The sequence below is a fragment of the Lutispora thermophila DSM 19022 genome, from assembly GCF_900142105.1.
Classification (GTDB): Bacteria; Bacillota; Clostridia; order Lutisporales; family Lutisporaceae; genus Lutispora; species Lutispora thermophila.
Genome location: NZ_FQZS01000003.1, coordinates 403,581 through 423,113 on the forward strand (window position 1 = coordinate 403,581; position 19,533 = coordinate 423,113).

16 protein-coding genes and 1 pseudogene are annotated in these 19,533 nt (G+C 37.0%); 15 read left to right on the forward strand and 2 right to left on the reverse strand.

Annotation, left to right across the window (positions count from 1 at the left end; translation table 11 throughout):
* Positions 1 to 11: 11 nt before the first annotated feature.
* From BUB48_RS02065 to BUB48_RS02135, 15 genes are all read left to right on the forward strand, one after another.
* Positions 12 to 1,286: a DUF346 domain-containing protein gene (locus BUB48_RS02065; RefSeq protein WP_084524310.1), complete on the forward strand. Its 1,275-nt coding sequence runs from the start codon at positions 12 to 14 to the stop codon at positions 1,284 to 1,286.
* A gap of 136 nt (positions 1,287 to 1,422) precedes the next feature.
* On the forward strand, positions 1,423 to 3,408 hold the full coding sequence (locus BUB48_RS02070) for an HD domain-containing phosphohydrolase (RefSeq protein ID WP_073023981.1): 1,986 nt from the start codon (positions 1,423 to 1,425) through the stop codon (positions 3,406 to 3,408).
* Between the two features lie 47 nt (positions 3,409 to 3,455).
* Positions 3,456 to 5,324, forward strand: a complete 1,869-nt coding sequence (locus BUB48_RS02075) for a sigma-54 interaction domain-containing protein (protein WP_073023983.1) — start codon at positions 3,456 to 3,458, stop codon at positions 5,322 to 5,324.
* A 251-nt stretch (positions 5,325 to 5,575) separates the two neighbouring features.
* The gene (lysA, locus tag BUB48_RS02080; RefSeq protein ID WP_242944143.1) at positions 5,576 to 6,865 is read left to right on the forward strand and encodes a diaminopimelate decarboxylase; all 1,290 of its coding nucleotides are present in this window, start codon (positions 5,576 to 5,578) and stop codon (positions 6,863 to 6,865) included.
* 118 nt (positions 6,866 to 6,983) lie between these two features.
* Positions 6,984 to 8,834: a peptide ABC transporter substrate-binding protein gene (locus tag BUB48_RS02085; protein WP_084524308.1), complete on the forward strand. Its 1,851-nt coding sequence runs from the start codon at positions 6,984 to 6,986 to the stop codon at positions 8,832 to 8,834.
* Positions 8,835 to 9,090: 256 nt separating this feature from the next.
* Positions 9,091 to 10,035: an ABC transporter permease gene (locus BUB48_RS02090; RefSeq protein ID WP_073023986.1), complete on the forward strand. Its 945-nt coding sequence runs from the start codon at positions 9,091 to 9,093 to the stop codon at positions 10,033 to 10,035.
* Positions 10,035 to 11,003 (forward strand): ABC transporter permease, encoded by a 969-nt coding sequence (locus BUB48_RS02095; RefSeq protein WP_073023988.1) that lies wholly within the window; start codon positions 10,035 to 10,037, stop codon positions 11,001 to 11,003. The genes BUB48_RS02090 and BUB48_RS02095 overlap by 1 nt, the downstream gene beginning before the upstream one ends.
* A gap of 11 nt (positions 11,004 to 11,014) precedes the next feature.
* Entirely contained in the window at positions 11,015 to 12,064 is a 1,050-nt protein-coding gene (locus tag BUB48_RS02100; protein ID WP_073023990.1) for an ABC transporter ATP-binding protein, read from the forward strand.
* Positions 12,057 to 12,995, forward strand: a complete 939-nt coding sequence (locus BUB48_RS02105) for an ABC transporter ATP-binding protein (RefSeq protein WP_073023992.1) — start codon at positions 12,057 to 12,059, stop codon at positions 12,993 to 12,995. Before BUB48_RS02100 ends, BUB48_RS02105 begins: the two co-directional genes overlap by 8 nt.
* Before the next feature lie 41 nt (positions 12,996 to 13,036).
* Positions 13,037 to 14,065 carry a peptidase C39 family protein gene (locus BUB48_RS02110; protein WP_073023994.1) on the forward strand — a complete coding sequence of 343 codons (1,029 nt, stop codon included), beginning with the start codon at positions 13,037 to 13,039 and terminating at the stop codon, positions 14,063 to 14,065.
* A 44-nt stretch (positions 14,066 to 14,109) separates the two neighbouring features.
* Complete coding sequence (locus BUB48_RS02115) at positions 14,110 to 14,931, forward strand: M55 family metallopeptidase (RefSeq protein WP_073023996.1); 822 nt, start codon at positions 14,110 to 14,112, stop codon at positions 14,929 to 14,931.
* Between the two features lie 229 nt (positions 14,932 to 15,160).
* Positions 15,161 to 15,718 (forward strand): rubrerythrin family protein, encoded by a 558-nt coding sequence (locus tag BUB48_RS02120; RefSeq protein ID WP_073023998.1) that lies wholly within the window; start codon positions 15,161 to 15,163, stop codon positions 15,716 to 15,718.
* Between the two features lie 182 nt (positions 15,719 to 15,900).
* Positions 15,901 to 16,692, forward strand: a complete 792-nt coding sequence (locus BUB48_RS02125; protein WP_073024000.1) for a transporter substrate-binding domain-containing protein — start codon at positions 15,901 to 15,903, stop codon at positions 16,690 to 16,692.
* Between the two features lie 68 nt (positions 16,693 to 16,760).
* Entirely contained in the window at positions 16,761 to 17,450 is a 690-nt protein-coding gene (locus BUB48_RS02130; protein ID WP_073024002.1) for an amino acid ABC transporter permease, read from the forward strand.
* Positions 17,443 to 18,165, forward strand: coding sequence for an amino acid ABC transporter ATP-binding protein (locus BUB48_RS02135; RefSeq protein WP_073024003.1), 723 nt, complete (start codon positions 17,443 to 17,445; stop codon positions 18,163 to 18,165). The genes BUB48_RS02130 and BUB48_RS02135 overlap by 8 nt, the downstream gene beginning before the upstream one ends.
* 103 nt (positions 18,166 to 18,268) lie before the next feature.
* On the opposite strand, the gene queG is transcribed toward BUB48_RS02135, so the two are convergent.
* Both queG and BUB48_RS02145 read right to left on the reverse strand, forming a co-directional pair.
* On the reverse strand, positions 18,269 to 19,159 hold the full coding sequence (queG, locus tag BUB48_RS02140) for a tRNA epoxyqueuosine(34) reductase QueG (protein ID WP_073024004.1): 891 nt from the start codon (positions 19,157 to 19,159) through the stop codon (positions 18,269 to 18,271).
* A gap of 126 nt (positions 19,160 to 19,285) precedes the next feature.
* Positions 19,286 to 19,533: pseudogene (locus tag BUB48_RS02145) on the reverse strand (IS982 family transposase); the annotation flags it as partial.

Here is a 19,533-nt window from a genome sequence, read left to right on the forward strand (position 1 = left end):
TCCCCTATGATATGGATGATTACGATGATTATTTTGATGATGACTACTATGACTATTTTGATGACGGCTATTATGATGATGACCTCTTTGATTATTATGACTATTTTGATGACAACGACTTTACAAGACAAAGTCCTCAAGAAATTAATCGAATGATGAACTTAATAAATAGGCAGTTCAGCAATTATTACACCGAACTTCAGGGATACAGAGTTCCAAGATGGATGGTGCAGAACATTTTCAGGAATATAGTATCCTACGTGTTGCAAAATCAAGGAAATTATACAGGAGCAATACCTGCTAAGACCAATCAGTTATTAAATAGTATGAGAAGAGATATGCAGTGGGCTTTCACCACATTAAGAGGCTTTGGTGTACCTAATAATCGAATCAATGAAATATTCAGAGATATAATCAGATTTATACTTGAAAATATTGACGATCAGGTGCCTGTTCCACCAACACCTCCTGTTACTGGATGGAGCCAATGGGAGGACTTGGGAGGAGTTTTGACATCTGCTCCAGCAGTTGCTTCCTGGCAGCCAAATAGGCTAGATGTATTCGCAAGAGGACAGAACAATGCATTGTGGCATAAATGGTGGGACGGAAGCAGATGGAGCAACTGGGAAGACCTTGGAGGAGTATTGACGTCAGCTCCGGCAGCAGTATCCTGGGGTAGAAATAGAATAGATGTGTTCGGAAGAGGACAAAATCAATCATTGTGGCATAAATGGTGGGACGGAACCAGATGGAGCCAATGGGAGGACTTGGGAGGAGTTTTGACATCTGCTCCAGCAGTTGCTTCCTGGCAGCCAAATAGGCTAGATGTATTTGCAAGAGGACAGAACAATGCATTGTGGCATAAATGGTGGGACGGAAGCAGATGGAGCAATTGGGAAGACCTCGGAGGAGTGTTGACATCTGCTCCAGCAGCAGTATCCTGGGGTCCAAACAGAATAGATGTGTTCGGAAGAGGACAAAATCAATCATTGTGGCATAAATGGTGGGACGGAACAAGGTGGAGCGATTGGGAAGACTTAGGCGGAGGAATAATTAACTCAGGTCCCGCTGCTTCATCTACAGGAGTAAACAGACTTGAGGTATTTGCACAAGGTCAAAGGGGAGACCTCTTGATGAGGACATGGAACGGTACAAGATGGAGCAATTGGCAATCCCTTGGAGGAGTAATAACATCAGAACCTGCAGCAGTATCTTGGGGTGGAAATAGATTGGATGTATTTGCAAGAGGACGAAATAATGCATTATGGCATATTTGGAGATCTTAGCTTAGACTAGACCGGCCATGCTGCCGGTCTAGTCTAATTTTATGTGCACAGATATATCGACAAATTATTTAAAAAGATGATATACTTTTTAAAAGGAATAATTGCAAGAAGTAATCTGAGAAAGGATGTATATTAAATGCCTCAATTAAATAAAAACTTTATGAGATCTGTTACTAGAAAATTCGCTGCTATGATCATTCTAATTATTTTTTTGCTTTTGTTCCTGATGCATACAATATCCTTTATCAACATAGAAAGAAGGGATGAGTATGCCGTAATAGATTTTTTCGCAAGACAAAGAATGTTGACTCAGCAGTTATCAAAGGATGCTAATCAAAAGTATGCAATAATACAGGCATTAAGCAACAATAATGTTATGGACATGAATGAAAATCCTCTGGGAGATATTGAAACATTAAATGATTCTATGAAAAAAGCAAAAGCAGAATATTCCTCAACATTGCTGTCCTTGAAGAGTGATTATTTGAATATAGGTGATTCTGTTATAAATGATAAAAACTCCCATGAGGAGGTAAGCTCATTTATAGAGGTTACTGATAACTTATGGGAGGAATACGGGCAAGCTATAGATGTGGTGATTGAAAAGGATGAAATTGACAAGGATATGATAAAATCTCTAAAGTTTATAAATGGCAATAATGAAAAGTTGCTACAGTATAGTGATAATATTCTTCAATCATTGATTGCCATTCATAAAAGGGATTTAAAGGCTAGTATTATGATTGCGCTGGGACTGTCTGCAACAGCACTCGTATCATTGTTAATATTGATAATACAGTCATATAGATATATTGTTGTTCCGTTGAATGAGATATATTTAGGATTTAGCAATATTGGATCCTTAAAAAGCAATATAAACTTATCATTGCCTAGGAAAAACGAGTTGGAGCCAGTAATAAAAGAGATAGATATGGCCTTTGCGAAGCTAAATAAGCTTATAGAATTGATAAAGAATATGAATCAGGATACATCCTTTGAAGGTATTCTAAGATACATATATAGCACATTTTCTGAGTTCATACCTTATTCTCATATAGGCATAGCACTGTTAAAGGATGACGGGGAGACAATAGAAGCTTCCTATGGCATATCAGATCCTTCTTTAAGTGATTTGCCTAAGAAGCTTCATGGTATACAGGCTAAGCTTAGTGAAACAAGCTTAAGCAATGTGGTAAAGAATGGAACACCACGAGTTATAAATGACTTGGAATCCTATACAAAGTATAGAAAAGCCGAGTATAATAGAATACTCATTGAAGCAGGTATAAAAGCTTCCATAACATTGCCTCTTAGCCTGGATAATAAGCCAATAGGAATTATATTTTTCTCATCCACAACAAAAAATGTTTACAAGGAGCAGCACATTGAATTTTTGTCAACTTTATCCAGTAGTATTGCGATAAGTCTAAATAAGAATATTTTCATTGATGAGTTATTGTACAGCACAGTTTTGGCTCTTGCTAAACTGGCAGAATCAAGGGATGAGGAAACAGGAGAACATATGGAGAGAATGAAGAAATACTCTGTAAAGATTACAGAGTTTCTCCTTGAAGATAATATATATAATGATAAAATCTCTGTTGGTTTTATAAAGGAAATTGAAAAGTTCAGCCCTATGCATGATATAGGCAAAGTGGGAGTAAGAGATGAAATACTATTAAAGCCAGGTAAGCTCACTCAAGAAGAATTTGAGGAAATGAAAAAGCATACAATATTTGGAGCTGAGGTTTTGAAGACAGCAGAAGAACGCATGAGAAGGAGAGATGCAAATCTTTTCGGAATGGGAATTGAAATTGCAGAGAATCATCATGAGAAATGGGATGGGACAGGTTATCCACATGGGAAAGCAGGAGAGAATATCCCTCTAAGCGCCAGGATAGTAGCTGTGGCAGATGTGTTTGATGCTTTGACCAGTGAGAGACCTTACAAGAAAGCCTTTTCGTTTGAGGAATCCTTCAATATACTTATGGAAGGCAGAGGTAAGCATTTTGACCCTAATATTATAGATTCTGTTGTAAGGCATAAAGATGAAATATTCGAGTTATACCAAAGTTTCAAGAGTACTGACATAAAAAAGGCAATTACAAAAAAGGAATTCTAGCAAGGATGTAGAATTATATAGTTAATCTTATGATAAGGAAGATGTGGATGTTTTCTTCAGATAGCTACGCCAAAATGTTTACAGATATGATGTCCGAAGGCTTTATTTTTATTGATAATAAGGGCAAGATACAACTTTACAATAATAAGGCCAAAGAGATATTTGGAATAACTAGCAGTCAGGGTGCAAGCCACAGGGCCGGAAAAATTGAAGAGGGAGATATAGTCATTATAGGAGATAATTGTCTGGGTAAGGATGACGGCAATATGACACCGGAAGCTCTTGGCTATATAGGCATACATGATAGCAGAATACGATTGGGAGATGCAATAGTAGCTGTAGGAAGATATGGAGCAACCAAAGGAGAAAAACCACTGCCTTTATATAAATATGTTAACCCCGATTATGATACCAATGTTTTGGAGCTTTATTGCAGTTATATGGGAATGCAAATATCCAGCGTCATCGACTTTAAAAACAAGAATATAAGCATAACGGTAGACAATGAAAAGTATGTTATGTCTTATATTAATTATATAGGACATATAGTTGTGATTGATGGCCGTTCCAAGGAACTTAAATTCTATCAGTATCATGGTTATACCGCAAGAGGGGAAGGACTATATGACATTTTGACAGGTAAGAGGTTTATGGCTAAAGGTGAAAACTCTGAGATGTTAAATGTCATAGGCAAGGATATATTCGAGATTCATAAAGGTGGTTCAACTATTAAAGATTTCTATGCTGCAGCCACCGGTGCGGATATAAACTATGAAAACAAGTTTGAGGAGATAAATGGGAGACCAACCATTTGCACCCTTATGCCTGTGGATAGAGATGGCAAGAGAGTGGGAGCTGTGTTGAAGGTGGAAGATATATCCGAAATAAAAAGGGTAATAAGGCAGAGAGATGAAGCCTTACTCAATTTAGAGCAGATGGAGAAGAAATTGAAGGAAGAATCGGGGGCAAGCAAATTTCTGCCTGAGATAATTGGAGAAAGCAAAGAAATTATTAATGTAAAGAGGCTGGCTATGAAAGCAGCAAAGTCCAATTCCACTCTGTTGATTTTAGGAGAAAGCGGTACAGGAAAAAGCATGCTGGCAAGGGCCATACATAATAACAGCAAGAATAGGAACAAGCCATTTATACATGTAAATTGTGGTTCTATACCTGAGACTCTTTTGGAAAGCGAACTGTTTGGGTATGAAGGGGGCGCTTTTACCGGTGCAAAAACAGCCGGCAAGGCAGGTATGTTTGAGCTTGCTCAAGGGGGAACAATTTTTCTGGATGAGATAGGTGAAATGTCGCCAACGCTGCAAATTAAATTGCTACAGGTATTACAGGACAAAACTTTCTATAAAGTTGGAGGAAGCAAAAACATCGAAGTAGATGTAAGAATAATAGTAGCAACGAATAAGAATCTTGAAGAGGAAATGATAGCCGGCAGGTTTCGGGAAGATTTATATTATAGAATAAATGTTTTTCCCATATGGATACCTCCCTTAAGAGAAAGGAAAGAAGATATATATCTGCTGGTTCAGAACATGCTGCCTGACATATGTAAAAGGATAGGCTGTGAAACAAAGAGAATTTCAGGTGAAGCATTGAACATACTTTCGGCATATGATTGGCCAGGCAATGTAAGAGAATTGGAAAATATATTGGAAAGGGCAGTAAACCTGGCGGAAGGCAATACCATATTGTCCAGCCATTTAGCAATAAAGAAGGGAAAGAAAGAAAAGAAAAGGGAAACTTATGATATACGACCCATAAAGGATGTGATAAATGATGCAGAAAGAAGAGCCATTGAAGAAGCCATAATGGCATATAACGGGGATAAGAAAGCTGCTATGAGAGCTTTAAAAATGAGCAAGACCAGCTTTTATGAAAAGCTAAAGAAGTACAATATAGAATAATCCGTTTTTTCGGAAAATTTCCGAAGTTTCGGACAAATGAACTTTGCATAGAAATATTTAAAATAGAGCTTTAAAGATGATACCATCAAAGCCAGTCCGAAATTGCGGAAAATATTTTTGCATAATTATAATAGGTTGTGTCTAATTGTTATTCTTTAGGCTTTGTATGAAGAATATTGTGGAATAATGTTTGGCATGATAATTGCTCTATATGTTTACATACTATAATTTTAATTAGAGGAGCTGGCATTGTGGTAAATATAGAGCAATCAAAAAGCTACAAGTTTGCAGGTTATGATACTGTAGAACTTGCTAAAAAATATGGTACGCCATTGTACGTGCTTTCTGAAGAAATCATCAGGAGCAGATGCAGAGAAATAAAAACAGACTTCCTTGATAAGCATAAAAATACCAAGGCAGCTTATGCCAGTAAAGCATTTCTTACCATGACCATGTGCAAGATTATAGAAAGTGAAGGCCTAGGCTTGGATGTAGTATCAGGAGGAGAATTATACACAGCGATAAAAGCAGGTTTCCCAATGGACAAGGTAATGCTTCACGGCAACAATAAAAGCTATGACGAGATGGAAATGGCTATTGCCAACGATGTAGGAAGAATTATAGTGGACCATATAGACGAGCTATATATGATAGAAGATATTGCAGCCAGACTAAGCAAAACTGTTAAAATTCTAATAAGAGTAGCTCCGGGAGTTGGAGGAAATACTCATAAGTATATAACAACAGGACAAAAGGATTCTAAGTTTGGAATACCTCTTGCAAAAGAAACCATAGATGAAGCTGTGATAAAAGCCATGAATAGCAGACATATTGAGCTTATGGGATTTCATTTTCATGTAGGATCTAATCTGTTTGAAAACGATTCCTATATCGCAGCAATAGATGTGGTTATGAATCTATACAGAAGATTGAAAGATGACTTTGGATTTATTGCAAAAGAGATAAATACTGGCGGAGGCTTCGGAATATATTATACAAAGAATGATTCTGTAAAACCTTTGAAGTACTATACCGACAGTATCATGAAAGCCATTGAAGATAAATGTAAAGAATTGGAGATAGACATACCTACAGTAATAATAGAACCTGGAAGGTGGATAGTAGGGGAAGCCGGTATTACATTATACACCATAGGAGCAGTGAAGGAGATTCCGGATACAAGAACCTATGCAAGTGTAGATGGAGGATTGCCGGACAACCCAAGACCTGCGCTATACAGCGCAAAATATGAGGCTGTTATAGCAAACAAATATGATCATAAACCTGATCGAAAGGTCACTATAGCTGGAAAGTGTTGTGAGTCAGGAGACATACTGATATGGGATCTGGATGTTCCTCAAATAGAAAGGGGAGATATTTTGGCGGTATTAAGCACAGGAGCATATAACTACTCTATGGCAAGCAATTATAACAGAATACCCAGACCGGCAGTTCTTCTGCTCACAAAAGATGGAGAGAAAATTATCGTAGAAAGAGAAACTTATGATGATTTGTTATCCAAAGAGAGAGTACCATTTTAAAAATTAATAGGATCCATAAGCTAAGCATCTTGAAATATATAGATGCTTAGCTATTAGGATAAATTATCTTAATATTCTGCAACAAACTACTTGGATTTATTAATGAAGGAGGGTAACAATGAAGAGAGTATTAGCTTTAGTATTAGCACTAATGATGGTTTTAGTAGGGTGCACAGGTAAAACCCAACCGACTGGAGAGAATTCAGAAAAGGGTTCTGAAGGGTCACAGGAATACAGGATACTTTATTCAGGAGAGGTAACAACACTTAACTATCTAAAAACTGCCAGCACTAATGAGTTCGCTTTGGCGGCCAATTTCGTAGACACATTGATAGATTATGACAAATACGGTGTTGTGCAACCATGTTTGGCAACTGAATGGACAGTATCAGATGATGGTTTGGTATGGACATTGAAGCTCCGCGAAGGAGTTAAATGGGTAACTCATGAAGGAAAAGAATATGCAGAAGTTGTGGCACAGGACTTTGTTGATGCAATGAAATACATTTTAGACCCAAAAAATGAATCAGCAACTGCAAACATAGCCTATAGTGTCATCAAAAATGCTGAAAAATTCTATAAAGGAGAAATTACAGACTTCTCACAGGTAGGAGTTAAAGCTGTAGACAAATATACGCTAGAATATACTCTAGGAGAACCTACACCATACTTCTTATCCATGCTTAACTATGTATGCTTCTTCCCTGTAAATGGGCAGTTCTTAAATGAAATGGGTGAAAGATTCGGCACAGATAACACAACGCTATTGTACAATGGGGCATATATTTTGGAAACCTTTGAACCCCAGACCAGAAGAATTTTGGTTGCAAATGAGAATTATTGGGACAAAGAGAACATATACATTAAGAAAATAAGCCAGACATACAATAAGGAAGCTTCTACACTTGCTCCTGAGTTATTGCTTCGTGGAGAGGTAGATTATGCAGATATATCTTCATCTCTTATAGATGAATGGATGAAAGATCCTGCAAAGAAAGATATGGTTCGTCCTAACAGAACAGGCTTCTATACTTATTTCTATGCTTTCAATTTCGATCCTAAGTTCTCAGCAGAATATGAACCTGAAAACTGGAAGATAGTTGTAAATAACCTTAACTTCCGTAAATCCATGTTCCACGCTCTGGACAGAAAAGCTGCCATGCTTACTGCAGAACCATATGATCCAGAGAAGAGATTATCAAATACAATAACACCAAAGAACTTTGTCGATTTGGATGGTACTGATTATACACAACTTGGCAAGCTTGCAAACTTTGCAAACACAGATTCCTTTAATCCACAACTAGCTTTACAATATAAAGAGAAGGCTTTAGCAGAATTGCAGGGCAAAGCCAAGTTCCCAGTAAAAGTATTGATGCCTTATAATACCAGCAGCAGTGACTGGGCAAATAGAGCACAAGTTATTGAGCAGCAGATGGAAAATCTATTAGGTACAGATTATATTGATATAATAATAGATCCTAAACCACCAACAGGATTTTTGGCAGAAGTCAGAAGAGCTGGTAACTATGCATTCTTAGAGTGCAACTGGGGACCTGACTATGCTGATCCAGAAACTTACACTGATCCATTCTATCCAGGAGCCACATACAACTGGCCTGAAAAAGCTGAAGGATATATGGAAGCAAATGGAAAGAACACTTATACAAACATGGTAGATGTTGCTAGAGCCGAAGTTTTAGACATCGCTAAAAGATATACTCTCTTTGCTGAGGCAGAAGCATTCTTTATTGACCAAGCTTTTGTAATACCTTATGCAGTAGGAGGTGGCGGATACTCTGCTTCCAGATTGAATCCATTTGAATCTCAGTATTCACCGTTTGGAGTATCTGCTGAAAGATACAAAGGACAGAAGGTTATGGATAAGCCGATGAATTCGGAGCAATTCAATGCAGAACTTGAAAAATGGGAAAAAGAACGTGCTGAAGCATTAAAAGCAGCAAAGTAAGTTAGCCTAAGACTTATTGCACTAAACTGACCCGCCCTGAAGTTCCCGTCTCAATAGGTGGCGGGTGCTAAGGGCGGTTAAGTTTAGTATGGACTCGACTAGCATTCAGAGCAGATTAATATTTTCTCTGAATGAAGTCTCCTTCAAAGTTCATATAACTAAAGCCTGCAGTATAAACATGGAAGTGCAGGCTTTAGTTATATGTTATTCGTAGCTTTTTATACAGAACACAGCATTTAAGAAAAGGGGGAAAGACATGTTAAAGTATTCGCTAAAGAGACTGGGGCAATCTTTGATCACTCTGTTTATAATCGTTACAGTTGTTTTTCTTCTCATGAGATTGATGCCGGAGGAAGGATACTTTGGTCAAGCTTATGAAAAACTGGATGAAGCACAGAGGGAAGCGATACTGGCTGGTATGGGACTTAGAGATCCTATACACATTCAGTTGTTGAACTTTTATAAGTCAATATTATCTGGAGATTTAGGAGTATCTAATATATATAGACCAAAGGTTCCTATTGCGGAGATACTCAAATCAAAAATCCCCTATTCATTGTATTTTGGATTGACTGCTGTAGCCATATCACTCGTATTCGGTGTTTCTCTTGGCATATTAATGGCAAGGAGCAAAAGCAAATTTTGGGATAAGCTAGGTACTTGTTATATAGTATTCATAAATGCAGTTCCTGCTGCTGTGTACTACCTGTTTATTCAGCTTTATCTGACAGGCATTTTCAATGTACCTATGTTGTTTAAAGCTGATGATCCGAGGACTTGGATTCTGCCTGCCATATCCATGTCATTGGGTGGTACTGCATCCTATGCCATGTGGATGAGGAGATACATGGTAGACGAGTTAAACAAGGATTATGTAAAATTAGCAAGGGCTAAAGGTTTGAGAAACAAGGCTATAATGGTAAAGCATGTGTTCAGAAATGCCTTTGTTCCTATGGCTCAGTACTTGCCAAGTACCATATTGTATACAATTGCAGGTTCCATCTATATAGAATCATTATATTCCATACCAGGTATGGGCGGGCTTTTGGTGGATGTTATTCAAAGGCAAGATAATACTGTAGTTCAGGCATTGGTATTGATTTATTCATCTATTGGTATTGTAGGTTTATTCTTAGGTGATATTTTGATGGCATTATTTGATCCTAGAATCAATTTGAACAAGAAAGGTGGTGCCAGATAATGGGTAACAAGAAAATTAACAAAGTAACAGATGGCATAACAGAAAATTTATTTGAATTTGCTGAATTCGATGATGCTGAAGCGCAGAGAGCAGGATATTCCAATTATTCATACTGGCGTTCCACTTGGCAGGTGTTTATAAAGAACAGAGTGGCCTTTGCTCTTTTGATATTGATTATTGTATTGGTGTCATTTACTATAATACAACCTTATTTACCCAATCAGAAACATCCTACCAAGATTTATATTGATGAGACAACAAACATGCAGTTAAGAAATCATCCACCGGATAAAGAATTTTGGTTTGGTACAAATTCCATTGGTCAGGACCTATGGTCTAGAATATGGAGCGGTACAAGAACTTCGCTTTTCATTGGAGTAGTTGTTGGACTTTGGGAAGCATTTGCAGGAATAATTATTGGAGCATTGTGGGGATATGTAAGATCTTTGGACCGAATCATAACCGAGATATATAATGTTTTGGACAATATTCCAGTTACAATTGTGCTTATTTTAATGACTTATATAATGAGACCTAGTTTGACCACTATAATTGTAGCCATGTGCATAACAGGATGGCTTGGAATGGCGCGATTTGTGCGAAACCTTATCGTTATCATAAGAGATAGAGAATACAATCTGGCATCTAAATGTTTAGGCACTCCAACAAGAAGAATAATCACTAAAAATCTTCTTCCATATTTAGTATCCGTAATCATGTTGAGAATAGCATTGGCTATTCCCGCAGCAATAGGCTATGAAGTATTTCTAACATATATAGGTTTGGGGCTTCCTGTAAGCATTCCATCACTGGGCAACCTTATAAATGAGGGAAGAGCTCTAATGATGGTTCCATCCTTGAGATATCAGTTGATTTTCCCTGCTATCGTATTATCCATGATTACCATATCCTTTTATGTAATGGGTAATGCTTTTGCAGATGCGGCTGATCCGAGAAACCATGTTTAGGAGGTGCTAATATGGAGGAATCGAAAGTAATATTATCTGTTAATGACTTGGTTGTAAAGTTTAAGCTAAGAGGAAAAATATTGACTGCAATAAGGGAAGCATCTCTGGACTTATATGAGGGTGAGAGCTTGGCTATTGTAGGAGAATCGGGTTCGGGCAAATCCGTATTTACCAAAACCTTTATGGGACTCTTGGATGGCAATGGTTGGGTGGATTCGGGAAGCATAATGTTTGAAGGTCAGGATTTGGCTAAATATAAAACAGAAGATGATTGGATAAAGATAAGAGGGAAGAAAATCGCTATGGTATTTCAAGATCCTATGACATCCCTAAATCCTCTTAAAACCATTGGGAAACAGGTCCAAGAAGCAGTAGAGCTTCATCAAGGTTTAAGAAAAGATGAGGCCAAAAAAGCTGTTTTGGAGATTTTGAGTGATGTAGGAATATCGGATCCTGAAAGAAGATATAAGCAGTACCCCCATGAATTTTCCGGAGGTATGAGGCAAAGGGTTGTAATAGCTATAGCGGTGGCATGCAAACCAAGAATTCTTATATGTGATGAGCCTACAACTGCCTTGGATGTAACAATACAAGCCCAGATATTGAACCTGCTAAAGAGCTTGAAGGAGAAATATAATCTAACTACCATATATATAACTCATGATTTAGGGGTTGTAGCTAATGTAGCAGATAGAATAGCCGTTATGTATGCAGGTGATATTATTGAAATAGGAAAATGCGAAGAGGTTTTCTACAATCCGCAACACCCTTATACATGGGCGCTGCTATCATCTTTACCCCAGTTAGGTGTGAAGGGTAAACCTCTTAACTCTATAAAGGGCACACCGCCGAATCTATTTTATGAAATTAAAGGAGATGCCTTTGCACCTCGTAATCCAAAAGCTTTGAAAATAGATTTCGTAAAAAAACCACCTTATTTTTCAGTAAGCCCAACACACAAAGCAAAAACATGGTTACTGGATCCACGAGCGCCAAAGGTAGAACCGCCTGAGTCTATTGCAATACTTCGAAAGCAATGGGGGTTGAATGACAATGCATGAAAAAGAAATCCTGTTAGAAGTTAAAAATCTATCTGTAGAATTTAATAAGGGCACTAAGAGTAGATTTAGAGCGGTTGATAATGTAAGCTTCTTTATATATAAGGGAGAAACCTTTGGACTGGTTGGAGAATCAGGATCCGGCAAAACTACGATAGGAAGAGCAATAATACGTCTCAATGAAGCAACAGAGGGTGAAATATTATTCAAGGGAAAGAAGATAAATGGAAAGATAGACAAGGAATTAGATAAAGAAATTACGAGAAAAATTCAGATGATTTTCCAGGATCCAATGGCTTCCCTTAATGAAAGAGCAAAGGTTGATTATATAGTATCTGAAGGTCTATATAATATCAAAAACTATAAAACAGAAGAAGAAAGAAGAGCAAAGGTAGAAAAGGCCTTACTGGATGTTGGATTGCTGCCGGAATTTTTAAGCCGTTTTCCCCACGAGTTTTCCGGTGGCCAAAGGCAGAGAATAGGAATTGCCAGAGCTTTGGTTATGGAGCCGGAACTCATAATAGCTGATGAACCTATATCTGCGCTGGATGTTTCAATACGTGCCCAGGTATTGAATCTTATGTCTGAGCTTCAGAAAGAAAAGGGACTAACATATTTATTTATAGCTCACGACTTATCCGTTGTTAGATTCATAACGGACAGATTAGCTGTAATCCATAAAGGAAAAATTGTAGAACTGGCAGAAACTGAAAAACTTTTTACTCATCCATTGCATCCATATACAAGAGCTTTGCTTTCGGCAATACCATTGCCGGATCCAAGGCGTGAGAAGAATAAGGTTCTTGAAGTCTATGATCCTGGCTGTCATGATTACTCCATTGATAAGCCTAAATGGGTGGAGATAGAACCAGAGCATTTTGTATTAGGAAATGAAAAGGAATTGCAGGAATATAGGAAGATACTGGAGCAGTAAAAGATGAATCTGGGGTTTAGTATCAAATTGGAGGTTATATTTTGAAAGAAATTGAATTAAAAGATATAACATTGAGACATAAAGGTTTGGATTTTCAATCAGGCATATGCGACAGAGTAATGTTGAACGACAAGGGTCAATTGGAATTGAAGGAAAACATTTTAAATGGAATATATACATCAGTTGAAGTTAATGCAAAAAAGTTTAAAAACATAGTCGCAGCTTGGAATGCAGAAACCCCGGAAGGAACAGAAGTAGAGGTGCTGTTTAAGGTAAGAAGGGAAGCTGAATGGTCCATTTGGTTTTCTTATGGAAAATGGTCCTTGGAAAATAGAGCTAGCATAAATAACCAGAAAGATCATATCGCTGTCATGGATATTGATACTATAAACATCCTCGATAGAAAAGCAGCTGATGGATTTATGTATAAAGTTGTAATGAGAAGAAACTCAATAAAATTATCAAGTCCAAAGTTAACAGCTATATCAGCAGCATTAAAGCTGTCAGATAGTGATGAAGAAATCATTGTAGAAAAAAATGAATGGCTGAAGGACTTGAAAGTACCTGAAAGATCACAGATGGTTATTCCTAAAATAGGAAATATAATATGCAGTCCCACATCTGTAGCCATGATTATGGAATATTATGGTGTAAATATACCTACTGAAGATGTAGCTTTAGGTGTATATGACAGCGGAGCAGAAATATATGGCAACTGGTCTTACAATGTGGCTTATGCAGGAGCTAATGGCTTTGATGCTTATATCGAAAGGTACCCTTCAATTGCAAAATTAAAGAAAATGATTTCCATGGATATACCTGTTGTTGCATCTATTAGAACAAAAGATAAGGAAGATATAATAGGCTCACCTATGGCATATCCTTCAGGACACTTGTTAGTTGTTCGAGGTTTTACCATAAAAGATGGTGAGGAGTACATTATTGTCAACGATCCTGCAGCTCCTGATTATGATACAGTAAGAAGAGAATATAGACTTGCTGAGTTTGAAAAAGCTTGGTCAGGAATAGTGTATATTTTGCAACCTAAGTCTGATAACTCTGTAATTTAACTATTGTTATATGATTTTTAAGTTATGGGAAAGGAGAAGGGCAGTTGAAATTATATATATCCGTAGATATGGAAGGAATATGGGGATTGGTATCTTCCTCCCATGTATCAAATGATTCAAGTGAGTATAACCGCGCTAGAAAGCTTATGACTCAAGAAGCAAACTGGGCAATAGAAGAGGCTTTTAATAATGGGGCTACTGAAGTAGTAGTAAACGATTCTCACAGCAGTATGGATAATCTGCTGATAGAAGAATTGGATCCTAGAGCTCAATTGATAAGTGGAAGTCCTAAGCCATTTAGTATGATGGAAGGTATTGATGATACCTTTGACGGAGTCATATATGTTGGATATCACTCAAGGGCAGGCACTATAAATGGACTTTATAATCACACATATTCAAGCAAATCCATAGCAAATGTTACAATCAATGGAAAGAGAATGGGAGAATGCGGCATCAATGCAGGAGTAGCAGGATACTTTGGTATTCCTATTCTTGCCATATCAGGAGATGACATGCTGGCAGCCCAGGCTAAAGAAGAGATAGGAGATTTGGAAACGATAATTGTCAAAAAGGCAATTTCCAGATATTGCGCCCATAACTTCTCTAAAGAAACAGTTAGAGAGCTTTATAGAACAAAGCTAGCAGAAGCCATTAAGAATAGAGATAGAAAACCAATTCTCAAATATGATGGCAAAATAACAATGGACATAGAATTCAACAAAGAAGTAATGGCTGGTAACGCTATGCTTTTGCCTGAAGCTATGAGAATTGATGAAAAGACTATAAGAATAGAAGCAGATGACTATATTAAGCTCTTTATGATGTTTAGAGCAGCTCTTAACTTAGGTGGATCAATTTCTTAAGAAATTCATAAAAATATGATATGAAAAAAGAGGCTTTCTTATTAAAATGTTTATAAGAAAGCCTCTTTTCTAGTTATTACAAAGATTCAGTTTTTTAAGTAATTATTTGTTGAAAAAAATTATTTGACATCCCTTGGAGAATTGAACTAATATATACAGTAAGAATATGTATTATTTGCCATTATTTTAGCCATACTATGTAAGAATAGTTTGGAAAGGAGGATAATAAATGGCAGTAAATAATGACATGACTGCGGATTTTTTGCGCTCTGCTTATGGTGGAGAAAGTATGGCTCATATGAGATATCTGATATGGGGTGATGTGGCTGATAAAGAAAACATGCCCAATATTGGAAGACTCTTTAGAGCCATAGCCTATGCTGAACAGGCACATGCTACTAACCATTTTAAAGCTCTAAAGGAGAGAGAAGGAGCTTATAGTGTAACTGCAGGTGGGGTATTTGGTTTAGGTAAGACCGTAGACAATTTACAAGGTGCCATAGATGGAGAGTTGCATGAAGTAGAGCAAATGTATCCTGTATATCTGGAAACAGCCAAATTCCAAAATGAGAAAGATGCAGAAAAGGCTTTCCATTATGCCCTTGAGGCAGAAAAGATACATGCTCAGCTTTTCAAGAAAGCTCAGGATGCTGCAAAAGAGGGCAAGGATATGGAAATAGGCCCAGTATATATTTGCCCGGTTTGTGGTTATACGGTTACAGATCATGCTCCAGATGCTTGTCCTGTATGCGGAGCTAAGAAAGGTATGTTTAAAGTATTTGAATAAGATATAAGTTCTAAGTATAGTTAAAAGAGCAGGGAAAATAAATAGCCTGAAGTTTATAAAAAACTTCAGGCTATTTATTTTTTAAAAACACATGAAAATTTATAAAAATATATTGTATAATTATTCTTGTATATGTATAATAATTAAGTATCGATTGATAATTATTTAAATAGGGGGAAGAGATTATGAAAAAAATGTTAAAAAAATCATTTCTATTATGTGTGGTTGGCGTTTTAGCCTTATCTTTCACGGCATGTGTAAAACAAACGGAAACAGATAAGCTTGTGGTAGGGACAAGTGCTGATTATCCACCTTATGAATGGCATATAATGCAAAATGGCGAGGACAAGATCGTAGGATTTGATATAGACATTGCTCAAGAGATAGCAAAAGATATGGGAAAAGAACTTGAAATTAAGGATATGAACTTTTCATCTTTGTTAGGAGCTCTTGAAGCAGGTAAAGTAGACTTGGTTCTAGCAGGTATGACTCCTGATGATGAAAAGAAAAAGAATGCTGATTTCAGTGATATATATTACACAGCTGAGCAAGGAGTAATTATTAGGCTGGAAGACAAGGATAAATACAAAACTGTAGATGATTTTCAAAGTGTAAAGGTATCTGTACAGCAGGGAACATCACAGGAAAAAATAGCAGCAGAACAATTAAAAGGCTGCCAGTTGAAAACACTGACAAAGGTAGGAGACCTGATACTTGATCTGAAAGCAAAAAAATGCGATGCAATTGTTCTTGAGTTGCCGGTGGCTAAGGCATATGTGGAAGAAAATCCTGACCTTATAATAAGTGAAGTGCAAGTAATAGATGAAGTAGGAGGATCTGCAGCAGCAGTAAAGAAAGGAAATACAGAGCTCCTCGAACAAGTGAATAAAACACTAAAAAGATTGGCTGATGAAGGCAAAATTGATGAATTTGTAGCTAATGCTATTAAACTGTCTTCAGGGATAAGTGAATAAATTTGCAAGAATTGATTGAATAATTATTATTTTGCTGAATACATGAGATAACTATAGGGGGAAGTAGGTTGGACTTTTTATTTTTAAAAAAATATGGTTGGTATTATTTAAATGGTGCAAAAAACACAATTTTGCTCACATGTATAGCTATAACTTTCGGTATTATTCTGGGACTGATATTTGCATTATTCAGATTATCCAATAATAAGTTGCTTAGGTATATTGCTGTCACATATATAGAGATCATTAGGGGTACGCCTATTTTAATTCAAATAATGATACTTTATTTTGGCATATCCCAATATATAAGCCTCCCAGAAATACCTGCTTTGTCCAAGATCATCGGTTATGACTCTTCAGATTTTATGATTGGAGCAGCAGCGGTGGCTATAAACAGTGGAGCATATGTGGCAGAAATAATCAGAGCTGGTATACAATCAATAAACAAAGGACAGATGGAAGCGGCCAGATCCTTGGGGCTTGGCAGTTCCATGGCCATGAGGTATGTTATAATACCTCAAGCTTTCAAGAATATACTGCCGGCTTTGGGAAATGAATTTGTTACTCTTGTTAAAGAGACATCAATTGTGTCTGTTATAGGAATAATGGAACTTACAAAGGCCGGCGACATTGTAAGGGGAGCTACCGCAAAGGGATTTGAGCCACTTTTGGTAGCAGCATCCGTATATTTTTGCATTACTTTTGCGGCTTCCAGGTTTGTTGCTTTTCTTGAAAGGAGGATGAAGGCAAGTGATTAAGGTATCTAATCTTCATAAAAAATTCGGTAAATTAAATGTTTTGAAGGGTATAAATACTAATATTGAAAAGGGAGAAATTGTTGTCATCATTGGCCCCAGCGGCTCAGGTAAGAGTACATTTCTTAGATGCCTTAACATGTTGGAAGAGCCCGATCAAGGTGAGGTCATATTTCAAGGGATAAAACTGAACGATAAAAAGTGTAACATAGATCAGCAAAGACAAAAGATGGGTATGGTATTTCAACAGTTTAACCTTTTTCCCCATATGACTATCGTGGAAAACATAATCTTAGCACCAACCAAGCTTAAAAAGGAAAATGAAGATGAGGCTAAGAGAAAAGCAGTGCAATTGCTCAAAAAAGTAGGATTAGAAGATAAGGCTGATAGTTATCCTAATCAGTTATCAGGAGGGCAGAAGCAGAGAATAGCGATTGTAAGAGCATTGGCTATGTCGCCAGAAGTCATGCTTTTTGACGAACCTACTTCAGCTCTTGATCCGGAGATGGTTGGAGAGGTTTTGGAGGTTATGAAAGGACTTGCAAAGGATGGAATGACTATGGTAGTGGTTACTCATGAGATGGGATTTGCCAAAGAGGTTGCCACAAGAGTTATGTTTATGGATCAGGGACTCATAGTTGAAGAGGGGACACCGAAGGATGTCTTTGACAATCCTCAAAATCCAAGAATTAAAGAATTTTTAAGTAAGGTACTTTAGAAAAAAACATGCAAAATTTCTTATAAGGCTAAGTATACTATTTAAGAAAGATGAATGGGGTAAGAAATAAGGGTAGCCTAGGGCTTGTGACGCCTTAGGCTATTTATTCGTTTATAAGTTGATGGTTTCTGATAAGTATAGCTTTTCCTCTCCAACTAAAAGCTCTATCTCCGTATCTTCTTATAAATTCTTTGTTTGACATTTGCTTTAGCTCCTCACAATCAATGTTGTATGTAAGGTTCTCTCGAAATTCTTTAATGGTTGTTTTTTGAACATTCTTGTTATGAGGGCAGACATCCTGACAGACATCACAGCCCCATATCAGCCTGTGCTTTTTTAGTATTCCAATATCTTCTTTTGTCAAATCCCTCTTTTTCTGTGTTATGTAAGATTTGCATCTCAAGGGATTTATGGTAAAGTCTCCTAGGATACATTGTCCTGGGCAGTTTCTGACACAATTAAAGCATAGATAGCAGGTTCTATCTTGTGGTTTATCAGGCTCAAAGGGATAGTTGTTTATAATATATCCGATGAATACAAAGGAGCCATACTTGTCTGTTATCAAATGGCTGTTTATTCCTAAGAAACCTAAGCCAGCCCTATAGGCTACATGTCTGTCGCTAAGGGGACCGTTGTCTACAAAGGCCTTATATTGAAAGCCTTCTATAGTTGATTTTAAAAAGTCGGATATGGTTTCCAGTTTCTTTATTGCTATTTTGTGATAGTCTATACCATAAACATACTTTGATATGTTTGAATGTTCTTCAGTGCCTGTATAATAGGGAAAGAGGCACACTATAACAGATTTTGCATCTTCCAATGTTAATTTTGGGTTAAGCCTTTTTTCTATATCTTTTTCTTCAAAACCGCTTACATAATTTTTATCCAATTGATTTTTCCATATGACTCCAAAGTCATTGTAATATTCTGCTGGAGCAATTCCTACATTCTCTATTCCTATGGAGTTACAAAACATAATCAAATTATTTTTCACTCAAATCCATCCTATCGAATATAATAATTTAACCTCTTGTGCTAGGTAGTAAGATTTGATTTTAAGGAATATTATACCAACTAATAAGGGTATAAAATCCTTGCTAGATAATTTTGTGTGGATTAATTAACCAAATACTAACTCTTTGATTCTTGAATGTGACTCACGGCCTATAAGTTTATTGATGTAATAACACAAGTTATAAGCCAATAATTTGGTTTTAATCCTTGTTTGTAACCCCCAAAAAGACTTCGCTAGTACTCTCTCAATATTGAGTTGACAAACAAGCTGGGATGCTGACGTTTCAATCCTTCGCCTTAATCTAAAGATAGCTTGCCTCAGTTCTTTAGGGAATTGAACTTTGCTGCTACTCC